Genomic DNA, 15398 nt, shown 5'->3' with positions numbered 1-15398 from the left:
CTCGAATGAGTCTAAGTGAAAGGAAAACGTCCATGATGCGGATATATGGAGAGTTTGTCGAGCCGTTACCTCCGAGTGGGGAAGAGTTGAGTATCAGTTTTTTCCCAGATCCGACGGCGATCGCCTCTCAATGGCGCTCTCAACCCCTCTCGGCAGACGTTTTGGCCGATTATCTGAGTCGTTTTTTTACCGACCCGTCCGGCGATCGCGATCTCCGTGCCAAACGAGCGGAAATTCAATGTGCGGTCAGCTATATTGCCAACGAGTTATTGGAAAATGCAATTAAGTTTCACCACCCAGACAGCGTACAGCCGATTTCCATTCAGGTGCGCGTCCGAGGCGATCGCTTGATTTTTTTAGTCAGTAACACGATCGATCGCTTCAAAATGGAGCGCTTCCAAGAATTTATCGAAAAGGCGATCGCCTCGGACCCTCACGAACTTTACATCCATCAAGTGGAAAAAAATGCGGCAGACGAGAGTAATAATAGTTCTGGCTTAGGATATCTGACGATTATGGTCGATTATATGGCTAGGATAGGATGGAAGTTCGAGACCCTGCCGAACGATACCCCCCTTATTCGCGTGACGACGATGGTGCAGTTGTTCCTTTAGGTTCCTCGCCGCGCGATCGCCACGACCGGGGGAACGGCTCGATTGGTTCTTCACCCTTTGTTCACTCTTCCAGACGACTCATGGCTACCCCCCAACCCGACACGATGGAAATTAAAAACGAAGACTACAGCGTTGTTTACGACCCCGCAGCCACTACGGTGAACTTTCAAGGATCCCTGCGCTTGAGCGGAATGGCGGAATACGCGCCGATTGTCGAGTTGCTCGATCGCACCCTGGAAACGAACCCGGATTGTATTACTTTGAATTTGGAAAAACTCGAATTCCTCAACAGTTCCGGGATTAATGTCCTTTCTAAGTTCGTGATTAAAGTCCGTCAAAAAAAGACGGTTCGCACGATCGTTCGCGGCAACCAAAATATTCTGTGGCAGGCAAAATCCCTCAAGAACTTACAGCGTTTAATGCCGTCTCTCCAATTGGAACTATAATCGGCAATCACGATTGGGCGGCGATCGTCGCGCTCTGCGCTCGAAGGCGAGCCATCAGTAGAGGTCTCTGGGGCGATCGCTCCGATAGTTTTCTATTTATTTGAACAGTTAACTGACCGACAATTGATTAAAAAGATGAGGTATCGGTAAAAGTTATGGAGGACGAAAAAAGACCCCAAGAAGCGCTCGCCTTTGAAGTTCGCCAACTGCGCGAGCAAGTCCGCCAGTTACGACAAGAAAAAAACGATTTAGAGATTTTATTAGAAAACACGATCGAACATTCGGATTTTATCGAAAACGAGTTATTAAAAGCCAAGGAAGCCGCCGAACTCGCCAATCGAGCGAAAAGTGAATTTTTGGCGAATATGAGTCACGAACTTCGGACTCCGTTAAGTGGCATTCTCGGCTATGCCGAACTGTTGGTAGAAGATGAAAATCTGACCGAAGATCAAAAAAGCGATCTGAATAAAATTCACGAATGCGGTCAACATTTATTAAACTTAATTTCCGATATTTTGGATTTGGCAAAAATCGAAGCACGTCGCTTGGAATTAGAGCCAGAAACCTTTAATTTTCCCGCGTTTGTTCAAAATCTCGGCGATTTATTTTCGATGCGATCGGAACAAAAAAGAATTAGTTTTAACTGCAATCTTTATTCTTCTTTACCCGTCAGAGTGCGCGGCGATCGCAAGCGAGTCCGGCAAGTTTTACTCAATTTGTTAAGTAATGCGGTTAAATTTACCGAGTCGGGAACGGTCACCCTCAATGTCGGGTATTTGAATCAATTGGGAGAATGGGAAAGGGAAGATCTAGAAACCAACCATCTCGCCGAACGCCAGCGAATGCGTTTTGAAGTGATCGATACTGGAATGGGAATTCCCGAGGAAAAAATAGAAGAAATTTTTCTGCCATTCCAACAAATAAAAAATCAAAAATATTCCGGACAAGGCACTGGATTGGGGTTGACCATTACTAAAAAGTTAGTGGAACTGATGCAAGGTGAAATTGCCGTGACCAGTCAGCTAGGACGGGGAACCACGTTTTCCGTCGAGTTTTGCCTTCCGGAAGTCATAGATTATCAAGATAGTTACGAATTAACTTCGGAAGCGTTTAAATCGACCAAGATGTTTTCATCCCCCTATCCAGAAGAAAGGTGACATCCTCCCGACGCTGAATCAAAGATTACAGCGCGGGCTTCCCAACCTCGCGATTGGGTATTCCTGCCCCACGCCACTTATCTAGGTCATCGACCCCCGACAGACCGACTTGACAGGCGGTTTCCGTTCCCCAGAGTCCCTGGGATACTACGTTTTCTTGTCCACGATGCAAAACCATCTCTGCTGCAGCATGGTCGCGATGAGTCCGATATCCACACTCAGGACAATGATGCTCTCTGACTTCCAACCCTTTGCTGACCGTAGCAAAGCAGGATGGACAGACTTGACTGGTGCCGTTGGGGTTGACTTTAGCAAAGTAGACTCCCCGTTTCCAGCACACCCATTCCGTCAGAGACAGAAATTGTCCGAAGGCAGCATCTACACAATCTTTTCGCAACATCCCTCGCGTCAAGCCTTCGACGTTGAGGTCTTCTGCAAAGATGGTTTGCGCCTGGTCACAAAGCTGATGAGCCGTTTTCAGATGGAAGTCTTTACGACGGTTCGCAATCCGATGGTGCATTCTAGCCACTTCGATTTGTGCTTTCTCCCAGTTTTGAGAACCCTTCTGTTTTCGTGCTGCTCTGCGTTGCAGCAATTTCAGCTTGCGTTGCATCGACTTGAAAAACTTGGGTCGTTTTTGGAAGGAGCCATCGGAAGCGGTCAAGAATCGCTCCAATCCCAGGTCAATCCCAATTGCCCGACCGTGAACTGGAGCATCGGGAACCGATACGCTCGACTCAATCGTGACGACGACATACCATTGTGTTCCTCGCACCCTCGACAATACCCTTACCTGTTTCACCTTGAACCCGTCAGGGATGGGGCGATGCAGCTCGATCGGCACTTCCCCAATCTTTGGCAACTTGATTGTGAAGCCATTGATGGGATTGTTCTTGAACTGGGGAAATAGAAAGGATTTGAATTGACCGAACTTTTTGAAACGAGGGAATCCATATCCCCGCTTCTGAAATGCTTTCCAGGTATCGTGCAGTCTGCGAATTGTGGTCTGCAACACCTGAGAATGTACCTGACCCAGATGCGGGAATTGCTTCTTTGCTTTAGCCAGGTTGTTCTGCTGACGGTGATAAGACGGAAACGGTTCATCAGCAGGAATGGTGTATTCCTTTTCCAACGAACATCGGTCTACCTGACACTTACGCGAAGCAATCCAGTCTTTGAGTTCGCGCAAAGCGTAGTTATATACCCCTCGGCACGTCTCCATCCACTCCAACAGTTCAGCCTGCTGGGTGGCGCCTGGATAGATTCGGTAGGTGTAGTTCATGGTCAGCATGGCCGGAGTTTACCACAGGCTATAGCTGATTGTAAATGCTTGTCCGATCCCCATCGTAGGGCTTGACCCTTCCCGTAGGGTGGGGAATCGACTTTTCAAGGTTAGTCCATCTATCCCGACGCTGATGCTTCGCATACAGCCCGGGAGTTATAGCGCCCCGAACCCTTCAAAAGTTAAAATAAGCAAGTTATAGCATTTTCCTCTGCTATGCAAGACATTTTAGATCCTCCTAAATCCCCCTCGCCAGGTAGGGGTTTGGTAACCAAACCCCTACTTTCCTCGTTCCCCCCTCTATCCCCCCTTCGCCCCCCTTTGAAAGGGGGGCGAAGGGGGGATAGAGGGATCGGCACTGTACGTCATCAGACGCCCGAGTGTTGTAAATAGTTGAATACAGTGATTTTCTTGGGTGACCTTACGTTAGCCCTGTTGTATCATCGTTGTTGTATCATTCTGTTATCATTCTGTTGCATGATAAGAGAAAAATCCCCCTAAAAAAGGGGGGTTTACGATTGGTTTTACAATTTCGCAAGCAATCTAATTTCTATTGATAAGATCCTCGGATTCCTGCGGGGAAGGCGATCGCATCGCGCCCTTAAATTTCTCGCACCAAATTATCGAAAGCTTCCGTTTCGCGAACGCAATCAAAATCCGGATTCGTTTGAATTAAATCGCGAATTTGAGGGTTGAGCGCGATCGCCCGTTTGAGATTGTCCACCACCATATCGACATCATTTTTTAAGGCATAGCACCGGGCTTTTCCATACCACGGATCGGACTGTTCGGCATGAACGCGAATCGCTTTATTATAAGAAGAAATTGCCTCGTCATACTGTTGTAATTCCGTCAGGGCGACCCCGCGACCCAACCAGGCATCGTAACAGTCGGGATCGACTTGGGTAGCGCGTTCGTACATTTCCAACGATTGTTGATATTTTCCTTCGTGGAATAACTCGAATCCTTGTTTGAGATAAAGTCCGAACACTTCGCGAAAGGGTTCGCCGACTTTATTTTGCATTTTCATCGACTCTTCGAGGGTATTGCGCGCCTCGGCGAGCAAGTTTTGGGTGGCTAACGCCATCGAAATTAGCTCGTTGAGTTGGGCGTTTTTATCTTCTGCCGGATTCGGTAACATCGGGGCTAAAGCGCTTTCTGAAGGGCGATCGCCCCCGCCGATCAATTCCGCTTCGATTTCGGCTTTTAACTCCTGTCCGATTTGTTCTTTAACTTCATTGACGATGCGATCGCCGATGCTGCGCCGCAACAGCCAAATTCCGAATACGGTTGCGGCAATTGGAAACAGGGTCAGGGCTATTAATAAGGTATTGAGCGGACTCATGGCCCGGGTGAAGGCGCGATCGACTTCCGCTTGAATTTGTTCTTGAAGTTGCGGAGCGGCGATCGCCGAATCTCCGGCGGGGCTCGCTTCCGGTTCCGGGGTCGATAGGGACTGGGCCGGAGTGGCTTCGGACGCGGCGGGTGCGGCGGTCGGCGCCGGACTCGGAGACGCCGCAGGTTGGGCCGTCGGCGAGGCGGTGGGACTCGGAGATGCTGTAGGTTGGGCCGTCGGCGAAGCGGTCGGACTGGTCAGGGGTTTCGGCGGTGGGGGCGGGGTTTGCGCCGTTGCGGAACCGACGCACACGGCGATCGCGGCGAGGGTCAAACTGCCGTGTTTGAGCCAGTTGAGGGGAACGCGAACCCGGGAGACAACACCGACCGCAGACCGACGCCGTGCGGTCGCAGGGGTGAGAGATGCCGTGGACTGGGCGGCGCAGGGGTTGATGGTCATGAAAATCTCACCTGTGGATAGATCGACGATTTCACAAGTCTGCCATTAATCTAGAAGATTTTCGGAACGACTGGGAAGACGGGGGTGCGATCGCCCCTCGTTTTCACCCGGTGAGGATTTCCCAAAATCGTTCGTCTTGGCGGATCGGTTCTAAAAAGGGGTCTTCCGTGGCGCGCGATCGCAAACCTTCCCGGTCGAGACCCATGGCCCGCTCTAAATGGTCGATCGCCAACTCGCCATTTCCCTGACGGGCGTACAATCGAGCGAGAGCGTAGTGCAGGTGTGGCGCCTTCGGCTGCTGTTGCAAGGCGCGATCGTAAGCGGCGATCGCCTCGGGATACACCCCCGTTTCGGCTAAGGCTTGGCCTAAATCTCCCCAAATTCGAGGGTCGTTTTCTCGTAATTTTAAGGCTTGTTTGTAGGCGCGAATGGCGATTTCGTAGCGCTTGAGATGGGTCAGGGCAACCCCGCGCAAATACCAGGCTTCGGCAGCGTCGGGATCGATCGCCACGGCTTTGTCGTAGCATTCGATCGCCTCTTCATAGCGATTTAACGCCACCATCGCCCGACCGCGTTCGACCCAGGCTTCCGGATAGTCCGCTTGGTAGTGAATCGCTTGTTCGTAGCAAAAGTTGGCTTCGTCGTGGCGTCCGAGTTGGGCGAGGGTTTTGCCGCGATCGTACCAGGCTTGCGGATAATCCGGTTTGAACAATAAGGCGCGATCGATGCAAATTAACGCTTCTTCGTACTGTTCCACCGCCGCCAGGGCCACGCCGCGATCGTGCCACGCTTCAAAATATTCTTTATTCAAATCCGTCGCCCGTTCGTAGGAGGCGATCGCGTCTAGATAGCGCTGCAATTGCATCAAGGCCCCACCGCGATTGTGCCACGCTTCCGCATAGTTGGGCTTGATGCGCAAGGCTTCGTCATACGCCGCAATCGCCGCTTCGTACTGTTCCAGGTGAAATAAGGCACTGCCGCGATTGCTCCAGGCTTGGTGGTAATCTCCTTTGAGTTGGATCCCTCGGTCGTAAGCGGCGATCGCCGCTTCGTAACGACCCTCGAAAAACAGTTGATTTCCCTGTTTTACCCAGTCCATCGCCGTTCCTTCTCGGTCTTTTTCGGCGACCTCCAAGGGTTCCGGCGTTGACGATCGGGCCGTCTGTGGCGATTGTAGGGTCGTGGGGGTTCCTTTGCCCAACGGCGGCCCGGGGGGAGTTTCCGGACGATCGTTGGCGCGTTCGAGGCGATCGAGGGACTGCTGTCCTTCCCGGATGGCGCTTTGCAGTTGCACCAGAGTATCGGCTTTGAGGCTTTCGATTTCCGCTTTGTAATGTTCCACTTGACGGTGCAAGTCGGCGAACACTCGCCACACCCCGATCGCCGCGATCGCGGGCAACACCGCGAGGGCGACGAGTAAGGCGTAAATGGGATTGGTATTGCGGGTAAAAGCGCGATCGACCTCTTCGCGAACCAGTTCGCGCAGGGGTTCCCGACCGTCGGCGGGTCGTTGGACGAACGGTTCGAGATCTTCCCCGGTCGTCGTCGGGGCTGGGGGATTTTGGGCGATCGCGGGGGCGGGGGTCGGCAGCGTGACGCCGCTACAGGCGATCGCCAGACCCGCACACCAACTTGCCAACCACAATCCCACGACAACTTTGCCCGTTCTACGTTTCATCCAACACTCCGAATCGATACCACTTGCGACCTTAGTTTATTATTGCCGCCTTGCGGGCGATCGAGCCGATACCGATTTCTCCCGTTCAATTTATATATAAAATAATTGATATTCCTGGATTTTAGACGATCGCCTGCCCCGATCGCCTCAACTCCCCTACAATCGATGACGATCGCTAGAATCAAATCGGAGAAAACACCAGCACATGGGCAATCAATGGGATAATTTCCTGCACAATCTCGGACGATGGCAAGGATCGTTCGCCCAATTTTCGCCGGAAGGGGAAGCCTTGAGCGAAACGCCGACCCTGCTCCTCCTCGAAGGTTTGGAGAACGACGAGCGCGCCCGTTTGACCCTGCAACGGTTTGCTCCCGGCGCCCGTCCGGGGGCGGACGAACCTGTCAGCGAACTGGTGCGCGAATATCGATCGTTCGGGCGCGATATCCTCTTTTTCGATGACGGCGCTTTCTCTCAAGGGACGATCCAACTCGGTCCGTTTTCGGAATTTGGCGCTGAATTCGGCTTTGTAGACGAGAATCGCCGCCTGCGTTTGGTGGAACTGTTCGCGCCGGAAGGACACCTCAAAAATTTGACCCTGATTCGCGAAAGTCGTGCGGGGTCTGAGGCGGTGGAGAGTCCCCCTCTGAAGCTGGAGCAGTTATTGGGAACGTGGGAAGGAATGGCCCAAACGCTTTATCCGGATTGGCGGAGCGCCGACGTGATGCAAACGAGGTTAGTGTTGGAGGCGATCGCCCCCTCTCAAGTCCGCCAAACTCTTTCATTTACCGTCGGGTTGCAAAACGGTCAAATCGAGTCGATCGCCTCGATCGAGGGCGATCGCTTGCACTTTGAGGGGGGTTCTCGCCCGACTTCGGTATTACTGTTACCGGGGGGTGCTTCGGCGACCTTCCCGGTGAAGGTAGAGCGCAGACAGTCGTTTTTTATCGAGGCGGGTTGGTTGGTGCGACCGGATTACCGTCAGCGCTTGATTCGCCGTTATAGCGATCGCGGCGAGTGGGAAAGTTTGACCCTGGTGGGCGAGCGCAAAATCGACATTTAAAGGAGAAAACTGCATTGGGTGGCGATCGCCCGGGCGAGCAACTCGTCGTATTCCTCGGCGGCGATCGTATACGCCCCAAACCGTTCGAGGTGGGGGTTGTTCATTTGGGCGTCGAATAAGATAAACCCGCGCGATCGCAAATGTTCCACCAATTTGACCATCGCTACTTTCGACCCTTCCGGGATCTTAAAAAACATCGATTCGCCGATAAAGGCGCCGCCGATAACTAAACCTAAAATCCCTCCGGCGAGACGATCGCCCTGCCAGGTTTCAAAACTGTGAGCCCACCCGTGTTGGTGTAATTGCCAGTAAATTTCCTTGAGATCGTCGCAAATCCAGGTCGTCTCGCGATCGGCGCAGCCTTCGATAACCGCCCGGAAGTCGAGATCGATCGCCGTCACGAAGCGCTCTTGATTGAGCACTCGCCGTAAGGATTTCGGATAGCGAAAGCGATCGTCTAAAGGAACCAACGCCCGGGCTTTACTCGTGTACCAGGCTAACTCTCCATCGGGATCGTTGGCCATCAGAAAATAGCCTCGGGCATATCCTCGAATAATTGCAGGTATGTCGAACTCCATTAATGGCGCCGTCAGATTGGATCGAATGCGGTTTGCGGGAGTGGCGATCGTCCCAGAGGGCAAAAACGCAGACCCACTGCCCGTTCGGCGAGATATGCTGTAGGATCGAAAAAATCCTGAAGTCACCTCATAGAGTCGATGGCCGAACCGATTCAACCGATCGCCTTACCTCCTGCCGAAAACCCCGCTCAGGAAGGCGAATGGTTAAAAGCTGCTTTACATCAGTGGCTCGATCGCGAATTTCTCCCCGAACCGATCAACGAAGAGATCGCCCAGCGAGCATCGCAAATCTTCGTGCGTCAGCGCATGGAGGGTCAAAACGACTTAGGCTCCCTCGTGATCGCGATCGTCACGGAAATGGAGGGGTTTGACTTTTCGAGAAGTTTTTACGGCGAATTTGCGATCGCCAACGCCGTGAGCGATCTCCTGCTCGACAGTTTAGGGATCGACCGTTGTTGCGGTCAGTAAGCTCCCCCGGTAACGCGGACCGCTCACGAGAAGAGGAAGGCTGAAATTATACCAGCTTCAGCCTACATCCTCCACGCCTAACCCTCTTCCAACAGGCTTACCAGCTCGACTTGACCACGCCGGGTAACAGCCCTTCGTGAGCCATTTCGCGAATCGCATTGCGAGACAGACCGAAATCGCGATAGTAGCCTCTCGGACGACCCGTCATCCAGCAACGATTGCGGTGGCGCGTGCGGGAACTGCTGCGCGGCAAGCGTTGTAACTTGCGGTGGATCTCCATTTTCTCCGCCGCCGTTTCCGCTTTAGCGAACTGTTCTTTGAGTTCGGCACGCTTTTCGGCATACTTCTCGATCAGATGTTCGCGCTTTTTCTCGCGCTCGATCATGGACTTTTTAGCCATACTTTATCCCAGTGTAAAAAAAGACAGCATCTTCCATCATATCCGATCGCGCCGAAAAGACGAGGGGGTCAACCGGGTTAAATCTCTGCCGCCGGACATAAATCTGCCAGCAAACAGCGCCCACACTCGGGCTGGCGCGCCTTACACACCGCCCGCCCGTGGTAGATCAGCCGGATCGACCAATTTTCCCAATCTTCTTGAGGCACTAAGCGAATCAAATCCCGCTCGACTTTGACCGGATCGGTCTGTTCGGTCAGTCCCAAGCGCTTGCTGAGTCGTTTGACGTGGGTATCGACGGTCACCCCTTGATTGATTCCGTAGGCGTTGGCGAGGACCACATTCGCGGTTTTGCGGGCCACTCCCGGCAATTCGAGCAACAGTTCCATCCGTTTGGGAACTTGTCCGTTAAATTTTTCGGCGATCGCCCGACAAGCCCCTCGAATATTCTTGGCTTTATTGCGATAAAATCCCGTCGATCGCACCAAAGTTTCCAACTCGCCCAACTCCGCCCCCGCCAGGGACTCGGCATCGGGAAATCGGGCAAAGAGAGCCGGGGTCACTTGGTTGACGCGATCGTCCGTACATTGCGCCGACAACATCGTAGCGACGAGCAACTGTACCGGAGTCTCGTAATTGAGGGTACAACGCGCTTGGGGATATTCGCGCTTGAGCCGAATCAGAATTTCTAAGGCGCGCTGTTTTTTGCTCGAAAGTTTGTGAGTGATGTTCATGACGAAGCTCGCAGAGGGTAAAGTCGTCGGACTCCCGATGAAGTGAGAATCCCCGTACCTTGAGGTCGGGGACTGTCAAGAGCCGTGGAAAATGGGGAGTGAGGCGGGCATCTTGCCCGCTTCTGACCCCCACTCGATCGCCCTATTCCAACAACTTCTGCACCCAATCCAATTGGGTCGTATCGCGAATAATCAGGAAGATTCCCAAACCCAATAACAACATCAACCCGGTTTGCATGACCCCATCTTGAATGTGAGTGGGTAAGGGTTTACCGCGAACCCCTTCGATCGCCAGAAACGCCAACTGACCGCCATCGAGGGCCGGAAGGGGCAAAATATTGATAATCGCCAGGTTGATACTGATTAATGCCGCAAAGCGGAACAAGTTTCCCGCATCGGATTTGGCGATATCGGCGCCAATGGCGACAATCGCCACCGGACCGGAGACTTGGTCGGCAGTTTCGCTGAAATTGCGAATCAATTGGGCGAAGCCTTGGGCGGTCAGTACGGAGATTTCCTGAAATTCGGCGGCCCCGGAGGCTAAAGCGCCGAATAAATTATCGGCCCGACGCCGCACGATCTTGCCGTTGGGGGCGAGGCGCACGCCGATAATGCCCTGACCGTCGTCACTGCGGTCGGGGGTAATGTCGAGGGTTAAAATTTGCTCTTCCCGTTGGACTTGCAGTTGGATGGTTTGTTGGGGGTGGGTTTCGATCGCTTTTTTAAGGGCTTGAATGGCTTTGGGCGATCGTCCTAAATCCCGTCCGGCGGCGGCGAGAATAATATCTTCGGCTTCCAACCCCGCCCGTTCGGCGGCGGAGTTGTCCGTCATGACATCGGCAATTAACACCCCCGGTTCGTAGTTGATATCTTGAACCCCGACGGTGGCGACTTGGCCGACGAGGAGAAAGTAGGCAAAGATTAAATTGGCGATCACTCCGGCGCTGATGACGATCGCCCGATCTAGAATCGGACGATTTCGCAATAAGTTGGGGTCGTCCGGGGGGATCGTACTTTCGGGGTCGTCATCGGGAAAGCCGACAAATCCTCCCAATGGAAAGCCGCGTAGGGCGTACTCGGTTTCCGGGCCTTGGTACTTCCACAGGATCGGCCCGAAGCCAATCGAGAAGCGATTGACGTGAATCCCTTGAAGGCGGGCGGCCATGAAGTGGCCGAGTTCGTGGACGAAGATCAGAACTGCCAGAACTGCGATCGCTGCCAAAACCGACATAGATAAATAAATGAAAAATTATATACTTCTGTTTGTTTATTCTAGTCGGTTGGGGAGAGCTCGCCGAATCGCGATCGCCGAACGGCTGGCGCGATCGCCCCGTTTCGACCCTTCCACCGCCCCGCCCGAACGGGCATGTATTTTACAAAACTTCCCGTTTTAAATACGGTTGCAGCACCTCTGGCACTCGGATCGTACCGTCGGCAAGCTGGTAATTTTCTAAAATAGCCGCCATCGTCCGACCGATCGCCAATCCGGAACCGTTGAGGGTATGCACGAAGCGCGTCCCCTTCTTCCCCGGTTCCTTAAAACGAATTCCGGCCCGTCTGGCTTGGAAGTCGCCGCAGTTGGAACAGCTCGAAATTTCCCGATACTTACCCGACGAAGGCAACCACACTTCTAAGTCGTAACATTTGCGGGCGCTGAAGCCGAGGTCGCCGCTACACAGTTCCAAAACCCGATAGGGCAGTTTCAACGCCTGTAAAATCGCTTCCGCATCCTGCACCAAGGATTGATGTTCGGCTTCGGAGGTGTCCGGGTGGACGATTTTAACCAATTCGACTTTATTAAATTGATGCAGGCGAATTAAGCCCCGGGTATCCTTGCCGTAGGCGCCCGCTTCGCGCCGGAAACAGGGGGTATGGGCGCAGTGGTAGATCGGCAAGTCTTCGGCTTGGAGGATTTCGTCGCGATAGAGGTTGGTAACGGGGACTTCGGCGGTGGGAATCAGCCAGAGGTCGTCCGCATCGCATTTAAAGCTTTCTTCGGCGAATTTCGGTAACTGCCCGGTTCCGCGCAAGGTGTCGCTGTTGACGAGCAAGGGCGGAATCACTTCGAGATATCCGGCTTCGATTTGGCGATCGAGCATGAAGGCGATCAGGGCGCGTTCGAGGGCGGCGCCGTTGCCGACTAAGCTGATAAAGCGGCTTTGGGCGACTTTGACGGCGCGTTCGGTGTTGAGGATGCCCATTTGCTCGGCAATTTCCCAGTGGGGGCGGATCCGTTCCGGGTTCGAGGGCAGATATTCGTCGCCCCAGCGTCGGACTTCGACGTTTTCGGCTTCGCTTTTGCCGAGGGGGGTGGACTCGTCGGGTAAGTTGGGCAGGTCGAGTAATTGCCGTTCGAGTTCGGCTTTGAGTTCCCGTTCTCGCGGTTCGAGTTCGGCGATTTGGGTTTTAATTTGATTGCCTTCTTCTTTGAGGGCGAGGATGTCCGGGTCTTGAGGTTTGCTGCCGGACTTCATTTTTTGGCCGATCGTTTTGCCAATTTCGTTACTGCGGGCTTGCAGTTGCGATCGCTCGGTTTCCAAGTCCCGTTGTTGGCGGTCTACGGCGAGAAGGGGGGCGAGGTCGTACTCGTCGCTGCGTCGTTTGAGGAGATCGAGAATGGCGTCCGATCGATCCCGAATTTGCTTGAGGTCCAGCACGGATATTTTCCCGGTTATCGTGTTGTTTTGAATCGTGTTGTTTTGACAATCTATCAGAATATGCGATCGCGGTTCGGAGGCGATTCTCCTGGGGAGTCGCACTGGCGACGCCCGCAAGCTACCGAGTCAATTGTTCAAGAATGTTTGTGACGCATTCCCAACCCCGTCGGCGTTTGCAAGCGCGGCAAGTTGCCGTACTGCTGCTGGATCGGAATTTCGATCGTGAATTCGGTTCCCTGTCCGGGGGTCGAAAGACATTGCAAGCGTCCGCCATGCCGTTCGACGACGATTTGATAGCCGATCGACAGGCCCAAACCCGTCCCTTTACCGACGGGTTTGGTGGTGAAAAACGGCTCGAATAAGCGGTTGCGGATGGTTTCGTTCATTCCCGGCCCGTTATCGGCAATCCGGATCGCCACGCAGGGTAGCGGGCTCGCAATGGTGCGCTGGGCGTCGTAAGGGGCGATCGCCCCCTTGTCTTCCCCACCCCCCGAGGACGGACGCAGGTGGGGCGATCGCGGTTCGCTACTTTCGCGAATAAATGAGGTACAAATCCGAATACAAGGACTATTTCCCTGCGTTTCTCCTCGTGTGTTCTCCTCTCCCGGGGCGGCGGGTTGCGAGGGGGGGCGATCGCGGAGTCTCTCCCCAGGAGAATCGCCCCCCTCCCGATTTCCCTCGGCGGCTGCCAGTTCCAGGGCGTCGATCGCATTACTCAAAATATTCATAAATACTTGATTGAGCGGTCCGGGATAGCATTCCACTAAAGGCAAATCCCCATATTCTTTAATAATTTCGATTTCCGGCCCGTTCCCTTTCGCTTTGAGTCGATGCTGCAAAATCAGCAAGGTACTGTCGAGTCCTTCGTGCAGATCCACGCACTTCATTTCCGCTTCGTCCAACCGCGAGAAATTTCGCAAACTCAAGACGATTTGACGAATCCGTTCGGAACCAATTTGCATCGACGAAACTAATTTGGGCAAATCCCCCATTAAAAAATCGAGGTCGATTTCTTCGCTGAGTCGTTCGATCTGTGCTGGCGGGTTGGTATATTCGCGTTGGTACAGTTTGACTAATTTGAGCAAGTCGCGAATGTATTCCGTGGCGTGGGCGAGATTGCCATAAATAAAATTCACCGGATTGTTAATTTCGTGGGCCACCCCCGCTACCAATTGTCCGAGACTGGACATTTTTTCGGCTTGAATCAGTTGGAATTGGGTTTGTTGGAGTTCTTCGAGGGCTGTTTCGAGTTCTTTGGTCTGCTGGCGCAAGCGCGCTTCCGACTGGCGCAAGGCGGCTTCGACGCGCTGGCGTTCGCGGATATCTTGTTTGAGTTTGGCGTTGGCGGCTTCGAGTTCGGCGGTGCGTTCGGCGACGAGTTGTTGTAAGTTGTCGTGGGCTTCTTGTAACGCCGCTTCGGCGCGCGATCGCTCTTCGACTTCTTTTTGCAGTTGTTCGTTGGCGACGGTGAGTTCTTTGGTCCGGTCTTCGACCACTTGCTGCAAGGCTTCGATCAAGCCGTACATTTCCGTGGGCCGCAAGGCGTGCAGCAAGCTGGTTTGAGAGACGATTCCGAGCAATTCCCCTTGTTTACCGGAGACGACCAAGCGCCGCACGTTGTGGGTTTGCATCTGTTCGTGGGCGAACCAGAGGGAATCTTCGGGGCTGAGGTCGAAGAGGGGGGAACTCATGACTTCTTTCGCCCGCAGGTTTTTTAAATCGAGTTCTAAGGCTTGGAATTGAACGATATCCCGTTCGGTGACGATTCCGACGGGCATCGAGATCTCGGGGGTCTGGCGATCGCGGGTAATGACTACGCAACTGACTTGTTCGCGGTTCATCAGTTCGGCTAAATGCAGGGCGCAAGCATTTTCCGGGGCGTGGACGACTTCCCGACTCATGACGTCTTTGACGTAGCGCAGTTTCGTTAATAAGTTGACGGGTTGCAGGGCCGCCCGAATCGTTTCTGGGGTGACAATTCCTATTAAATGATTATTTTTATCCAACATCGGCAGGTGGCGAATTTTGTGCTGCCGAAATAGGGATAAGACCGCAAACATATCGTGGGTCTCGGATTGTTGGACGGTAATCGCCGGGGCACTCATGACTTCGGCGACTTTGACGTGTTTGAAGTTGACCCCCGCCGCCGTCAGTCGCACGATATCCCGTTCGGTAAAAATGCCCAATTTTTGCGGACAAATCGCCGTGGAAACGGTGGCGATCGTCCCGGTGACGTGCAGGTGGGCGAGTTGTTCGCTGACGGTAGGTGCCGCTTCCATCACTAACACGCAACTGGCCCGAATTGACGGCAACATCGGCCCGTTGGGCGCTACGGCTTTTTCGGGAAGCGGACAGCTACTTCTCACTTGGCTCATCAGCGCCAGGACTTGTTCTAAGGATGCGTCGGGCCCCACCACAATCGGGTAGCGGTCGATCGCGTAGTCCAAGGCTGAGGCATAAAAGAGTCGGTCGTTGAGTAGCATAATTATGGTTGACGATTCCTAAAATTTTGGAAATGTTTATAAGAGCGAT

General features: G+C 53.4%; 14 protein-coding genes. 5 read left to right on the top strand and 9 right to left on the bottom strand.

Annotation, left to right across the window (positions count from 1 at the left end; genetic code table 11):
• Positions 1 to 32: 32 nt before the first annotated feature.
• The 3 genes from JJD41_RS10230 (at position 33) to JJD41_RS10220 (ending at position 2217) form a co-directional block, all read left to right on the top strand.
• The gene (locus JJD41_RS10230) at positions 33 to 614 is read left to right on the top strand and encodes a slr1658 family protein (RefSeq protein WP_200665823.1); all 582 of its coding nucleotides are present in this window, start codon (positions 33 to 35) and stop codon (positions 612 to 614) included.
• A 104-nt stretch (positions 615 to 718) separates the two neighbouring features.
• Positions 719 to 1060: a slr1659 superfamily regulator gene (locus JJD41_RS10225; RefSeq protein WP_200667218.1), complete on the top strand. Its 342-nt coding sequence runs from the start codon at positions 719 to 721 to the stop codon at positions 1058 to 1060.
• A 155-nt stretch (positions 1061 to 1215) separates the two neighbouring features.
• A complete protein-coding gene (locus tag JJD41_RS10220; protein WP_200665822.1) occupies positions 1216 to 2217 on the top strand; it encodes a sensor histidine kinase in 1002 nt (333 codons plus the stop codon).
• Between the two features lie 25 nt (positions 2218 to 2242).
• Here the strand turns inward: JJD41_RS10220 and JJD41_RS10215 are convergent, their stop codons facing one another.
• The 3 genes from JJD41_RS10215 to JJD41_RS10205 all read right to left on the bottom strand — a co-directional run bounded on the left by JJD41_RS10215 (position 2243) and on the right by JJD41_RS10205 (position 6972).
• Positions 2243 to 3508, bottom strand: a complete 1266-nt coding sequence (locus tag JJD41_RS10215) for an RNA-guided endonuclease InsQ/TnpB family protein (RefSeq protein ID WP_200665821.1) — start codon at positions 3506 to 3508, stop codon at positions 2243 to 2245.
• Between the two features lie 592 nt (positions 3509 to 4100).
• A complete protein-coding gene (locus tag JJD41_RS10210) occupies positions 4101 to 5294 on the bottom strand; it encodes a tetratricopeptide repeat protein (RefSeq protein WP_200665820.1) in 1194 nt (397 codons plus the stop codon).
• A 103-nt stretch (positions 5295 to 5397) separates the two neighbouring features.
• A complete protein-coding gene (locus JJD41_RS10205) occupies positions 5398 to 6972 on the bottom strand; it encodes a tetratricopeptide repeat protein (protein WP_200665819.1) in 1575 nt (524 codons plus the stop codon).
• A gap of 205 nt (positions 6973 to 7177) precedes the next feature.
• Here JJD41_RS10205 and JJD41_RS10200 point away from each other — a divergent pair, with 205 nt between their 5' ends.
• Positions 7178 to 8032: a DUF3598 family protein gene (locus JJD41_RS10200; protein WP_200665818.1), complete on the top strand. Its 855-nt coding sequence runs from the start codon at positions 7178 to 7180 to the stop codon at positions 8030 to 8032.
• Here JJD41_RS10200 and aat read toward each other — a convergent pair.
• Complete coding sequence (gene aat, locus JJD41_RS10195; RefSeq protein ID WP_200667216.1) at positions 8029 to 8610, bottom strand: leucyl/phenylalanyl-tRNA--protein transferase; 582 nt, start codon at positions 8608 to 8610, stop codon at positions 8029 to 8031. The genes JJD41_RS10200 and aat overlap by 4 nt on opposite strands.
• 138 nt (positions 8611 to 8748) lie before the next feature.
• Between aat and JJD41_RS10190 the strand changes: the two genes are divergently transcribed.
• On the top strand, positions 8749 to 9078 hold the full coding sequence (locus tag JJD41_RS10190) for a hypothetical protein (protein WP_168570277.1): 330 nt from the start codon (positions 8749 to 8751) through the stop codon (positions 9076 to 9078).
• 97 nt (positions 9079 to 9175) lie between these two features.
• Here the strand turns inward: JJD41_RS10190 and rpsN are convergent, their stop codons facing one another.
• The 5 genes from rpsN to JJD41_RS10165 form a co-directional block, all read right to left on the bottom strand.
• Positions 9176 to 9478 carry a 30S ribosomal protein S14 gene (gene rpsN, locus JJD41_RS10185; RefSeq protein ID WP_200665817.1) on the bottom strand — a complete coding sequence of 101 codons (303 nt, stop codon included), beginning with the start codon at positions 9476 to 9478 and terminating at the stop codon, positions 9176 to 9178.
• Between the two features lie 77 nt (positions 9479 to 9555).
• Entirely contained in the window at positions 9556 to 10209 is a 654-nt protein-coding gene (nth, locus tag JJD41_RS10180) for an endonuclease III (protein ID WP_200665816.1), read from the bottom strand.
• 142 nt (positions 10210 to 10351) lie between these two features.
• Positions 10352 to 11440 carry an RIP metalloprotease RseP gene (rseP, locus tag JJD41_RS10175; protein WP_200665815.1) on the bottom strand — a complete coding sequence of 363 codons (1089 nt, stop codon included), beginning with the start codon at positions 11438 to 11440 and terminating at the stop codon, positions 10352 to 10354.
• 142 nt (positions 11441 to 11582) lie between these two features.
• Positions 11583 to 12866 (bottom strand): serine--tRNA ligase, encoded by a 1284-nt coding sequence (gene serS / locus JJD41_RS10170; protein WP_200665814.1) that lies wholly within the window; start codon positions 12864 to 12866, stop codon positions 11583 to 11585.
• A 134-nt stretch (positions 12867 to 13000) separates the two neighbouring features.
• Positions 13001 to 15349, bottom strand: a complete 2349-nt coding sequence (locus JJD41_RS10165) for a CBS domain-containing protein (RefSeq protein ID WP_200665813.1) — start codon at positions 15347 to 15349, stop codon at positions 13001 to 13003.
• Between the last annotated feature and the right edge of the window lie 49 nt (positions 15350 to 15398).

The sequence above is a fragment of the Oxynema mangrovii CENA135 genome (assembly GCF_016632315.1).
Taxonomy (GTDB): Bacteria; Cyanobacteriota; Cyanobacteriia; order Cyanobacteriales; family Laspinemataceae; genus Oxynema; species Oxynema aestuarii.
The sequence above is the reverse complement of the archived record's forward strand: the minus strand, read 5'-3'. Positions and strand labels throughout refer to the sequence as shown.

What these genes read in the sequence shown, in the direction of transcription:
- JJD41_RS10230 (WP_200665823.1), top strand. Translation starts at nt 33, where the DNA reads ATGATGCGGATATATGGAGAGTTTGTCGAGCCGTTACCTCCGAGTGGG.
- JJD41_RS10225 (WP_200667218.1), top strand. Translation starts at nt 719, where the DNA reads ATGGAAATTAAAAACGAAGACTACAGCGTTGTTTACGACCCCGCAGCC.
- JJD41_RS10220 (WP_200665822.1), top strand. Translation starts at nt 1,216, where the DNA reads ATGGAGGACGAAAAAAGACCCCAAGAAGCGCTCGCCTTTGAAGTTCGC.
- JJD41_RS10215 (WP_200665821.1), bottom strand. Translation starts at nt 3,508, where the DNA reads ATGCTGACCATGAACTACACCTACCGAATCTATCCAGGCGCCACCCAG.
- JJD41_RS10210 (WP_200665820.1), bottom strand. Translation starts at nt 5,294, where the DNA reads ATGACCATCAACCCCTGCGCCGCCCAGTCCACGGCATCTCTCACCCCT.
- JJD41_RS10205 (WP_200665819.1), bottom strand. Translation starts at nt 6,972, where the DNA reads ATGAAACGTAGAACGGGCAAAGTTGTCGTGGGATTGTGGTTGGCAAGT.
- JJD41_RS10200 (WP_200665818.1), top strand. Translation starts at nt 7,178, where the DNA reads ATGGGCAATCAATGGGATAATTTCCTGCACAATCTCGGACGATGGCAA.
- aat (WP_200667216.1), bottom strand. Translation starts at nt 8,610, where the DNA reads ATGGAGTTCGACATACCTGCAATTATTCGAGGATATGCCCGAGGCTAT.
- JJD41_RS10190 (WP_168570277.1), top strand. Translation starts at nt 8,749, where the DNA reads ATGGCCGAACCGATTCAACCGATCGCCTTACCTCCTGCCGAAAACCCC.
- rpsN (WP_200665817.1), bottom strand. Translation starts at nt 9,478, where the DNA reads ATGGCTAAAAAGTCCATGATCGAGCGCGAGAAAAAGCGCGAACATCTG.
- nth (WP_200665816.1), bottom strand. Translation starts at nt 10,209, where the DNA reads ATGAACATCACTCACAAACTTTCGAGCAAAAAACAGCGCGCCTTAGAA.
- rseP (WP_200665815.1), bottom strand. Translation starts at nt 11,440, where the DNA reads ATGTCGGTTTTGGCAGCGATCGCAGTTCTGGCAGTTCTGATCTTCGTC.
- JJD41_RS10165 (WP_200665813.1), bottom strand. Translation starts at nt 15,349, where the DNA reads ATGCTACTCAACGACCGACTCTTTTATGCCTCAGCCTTGGACTACGCG.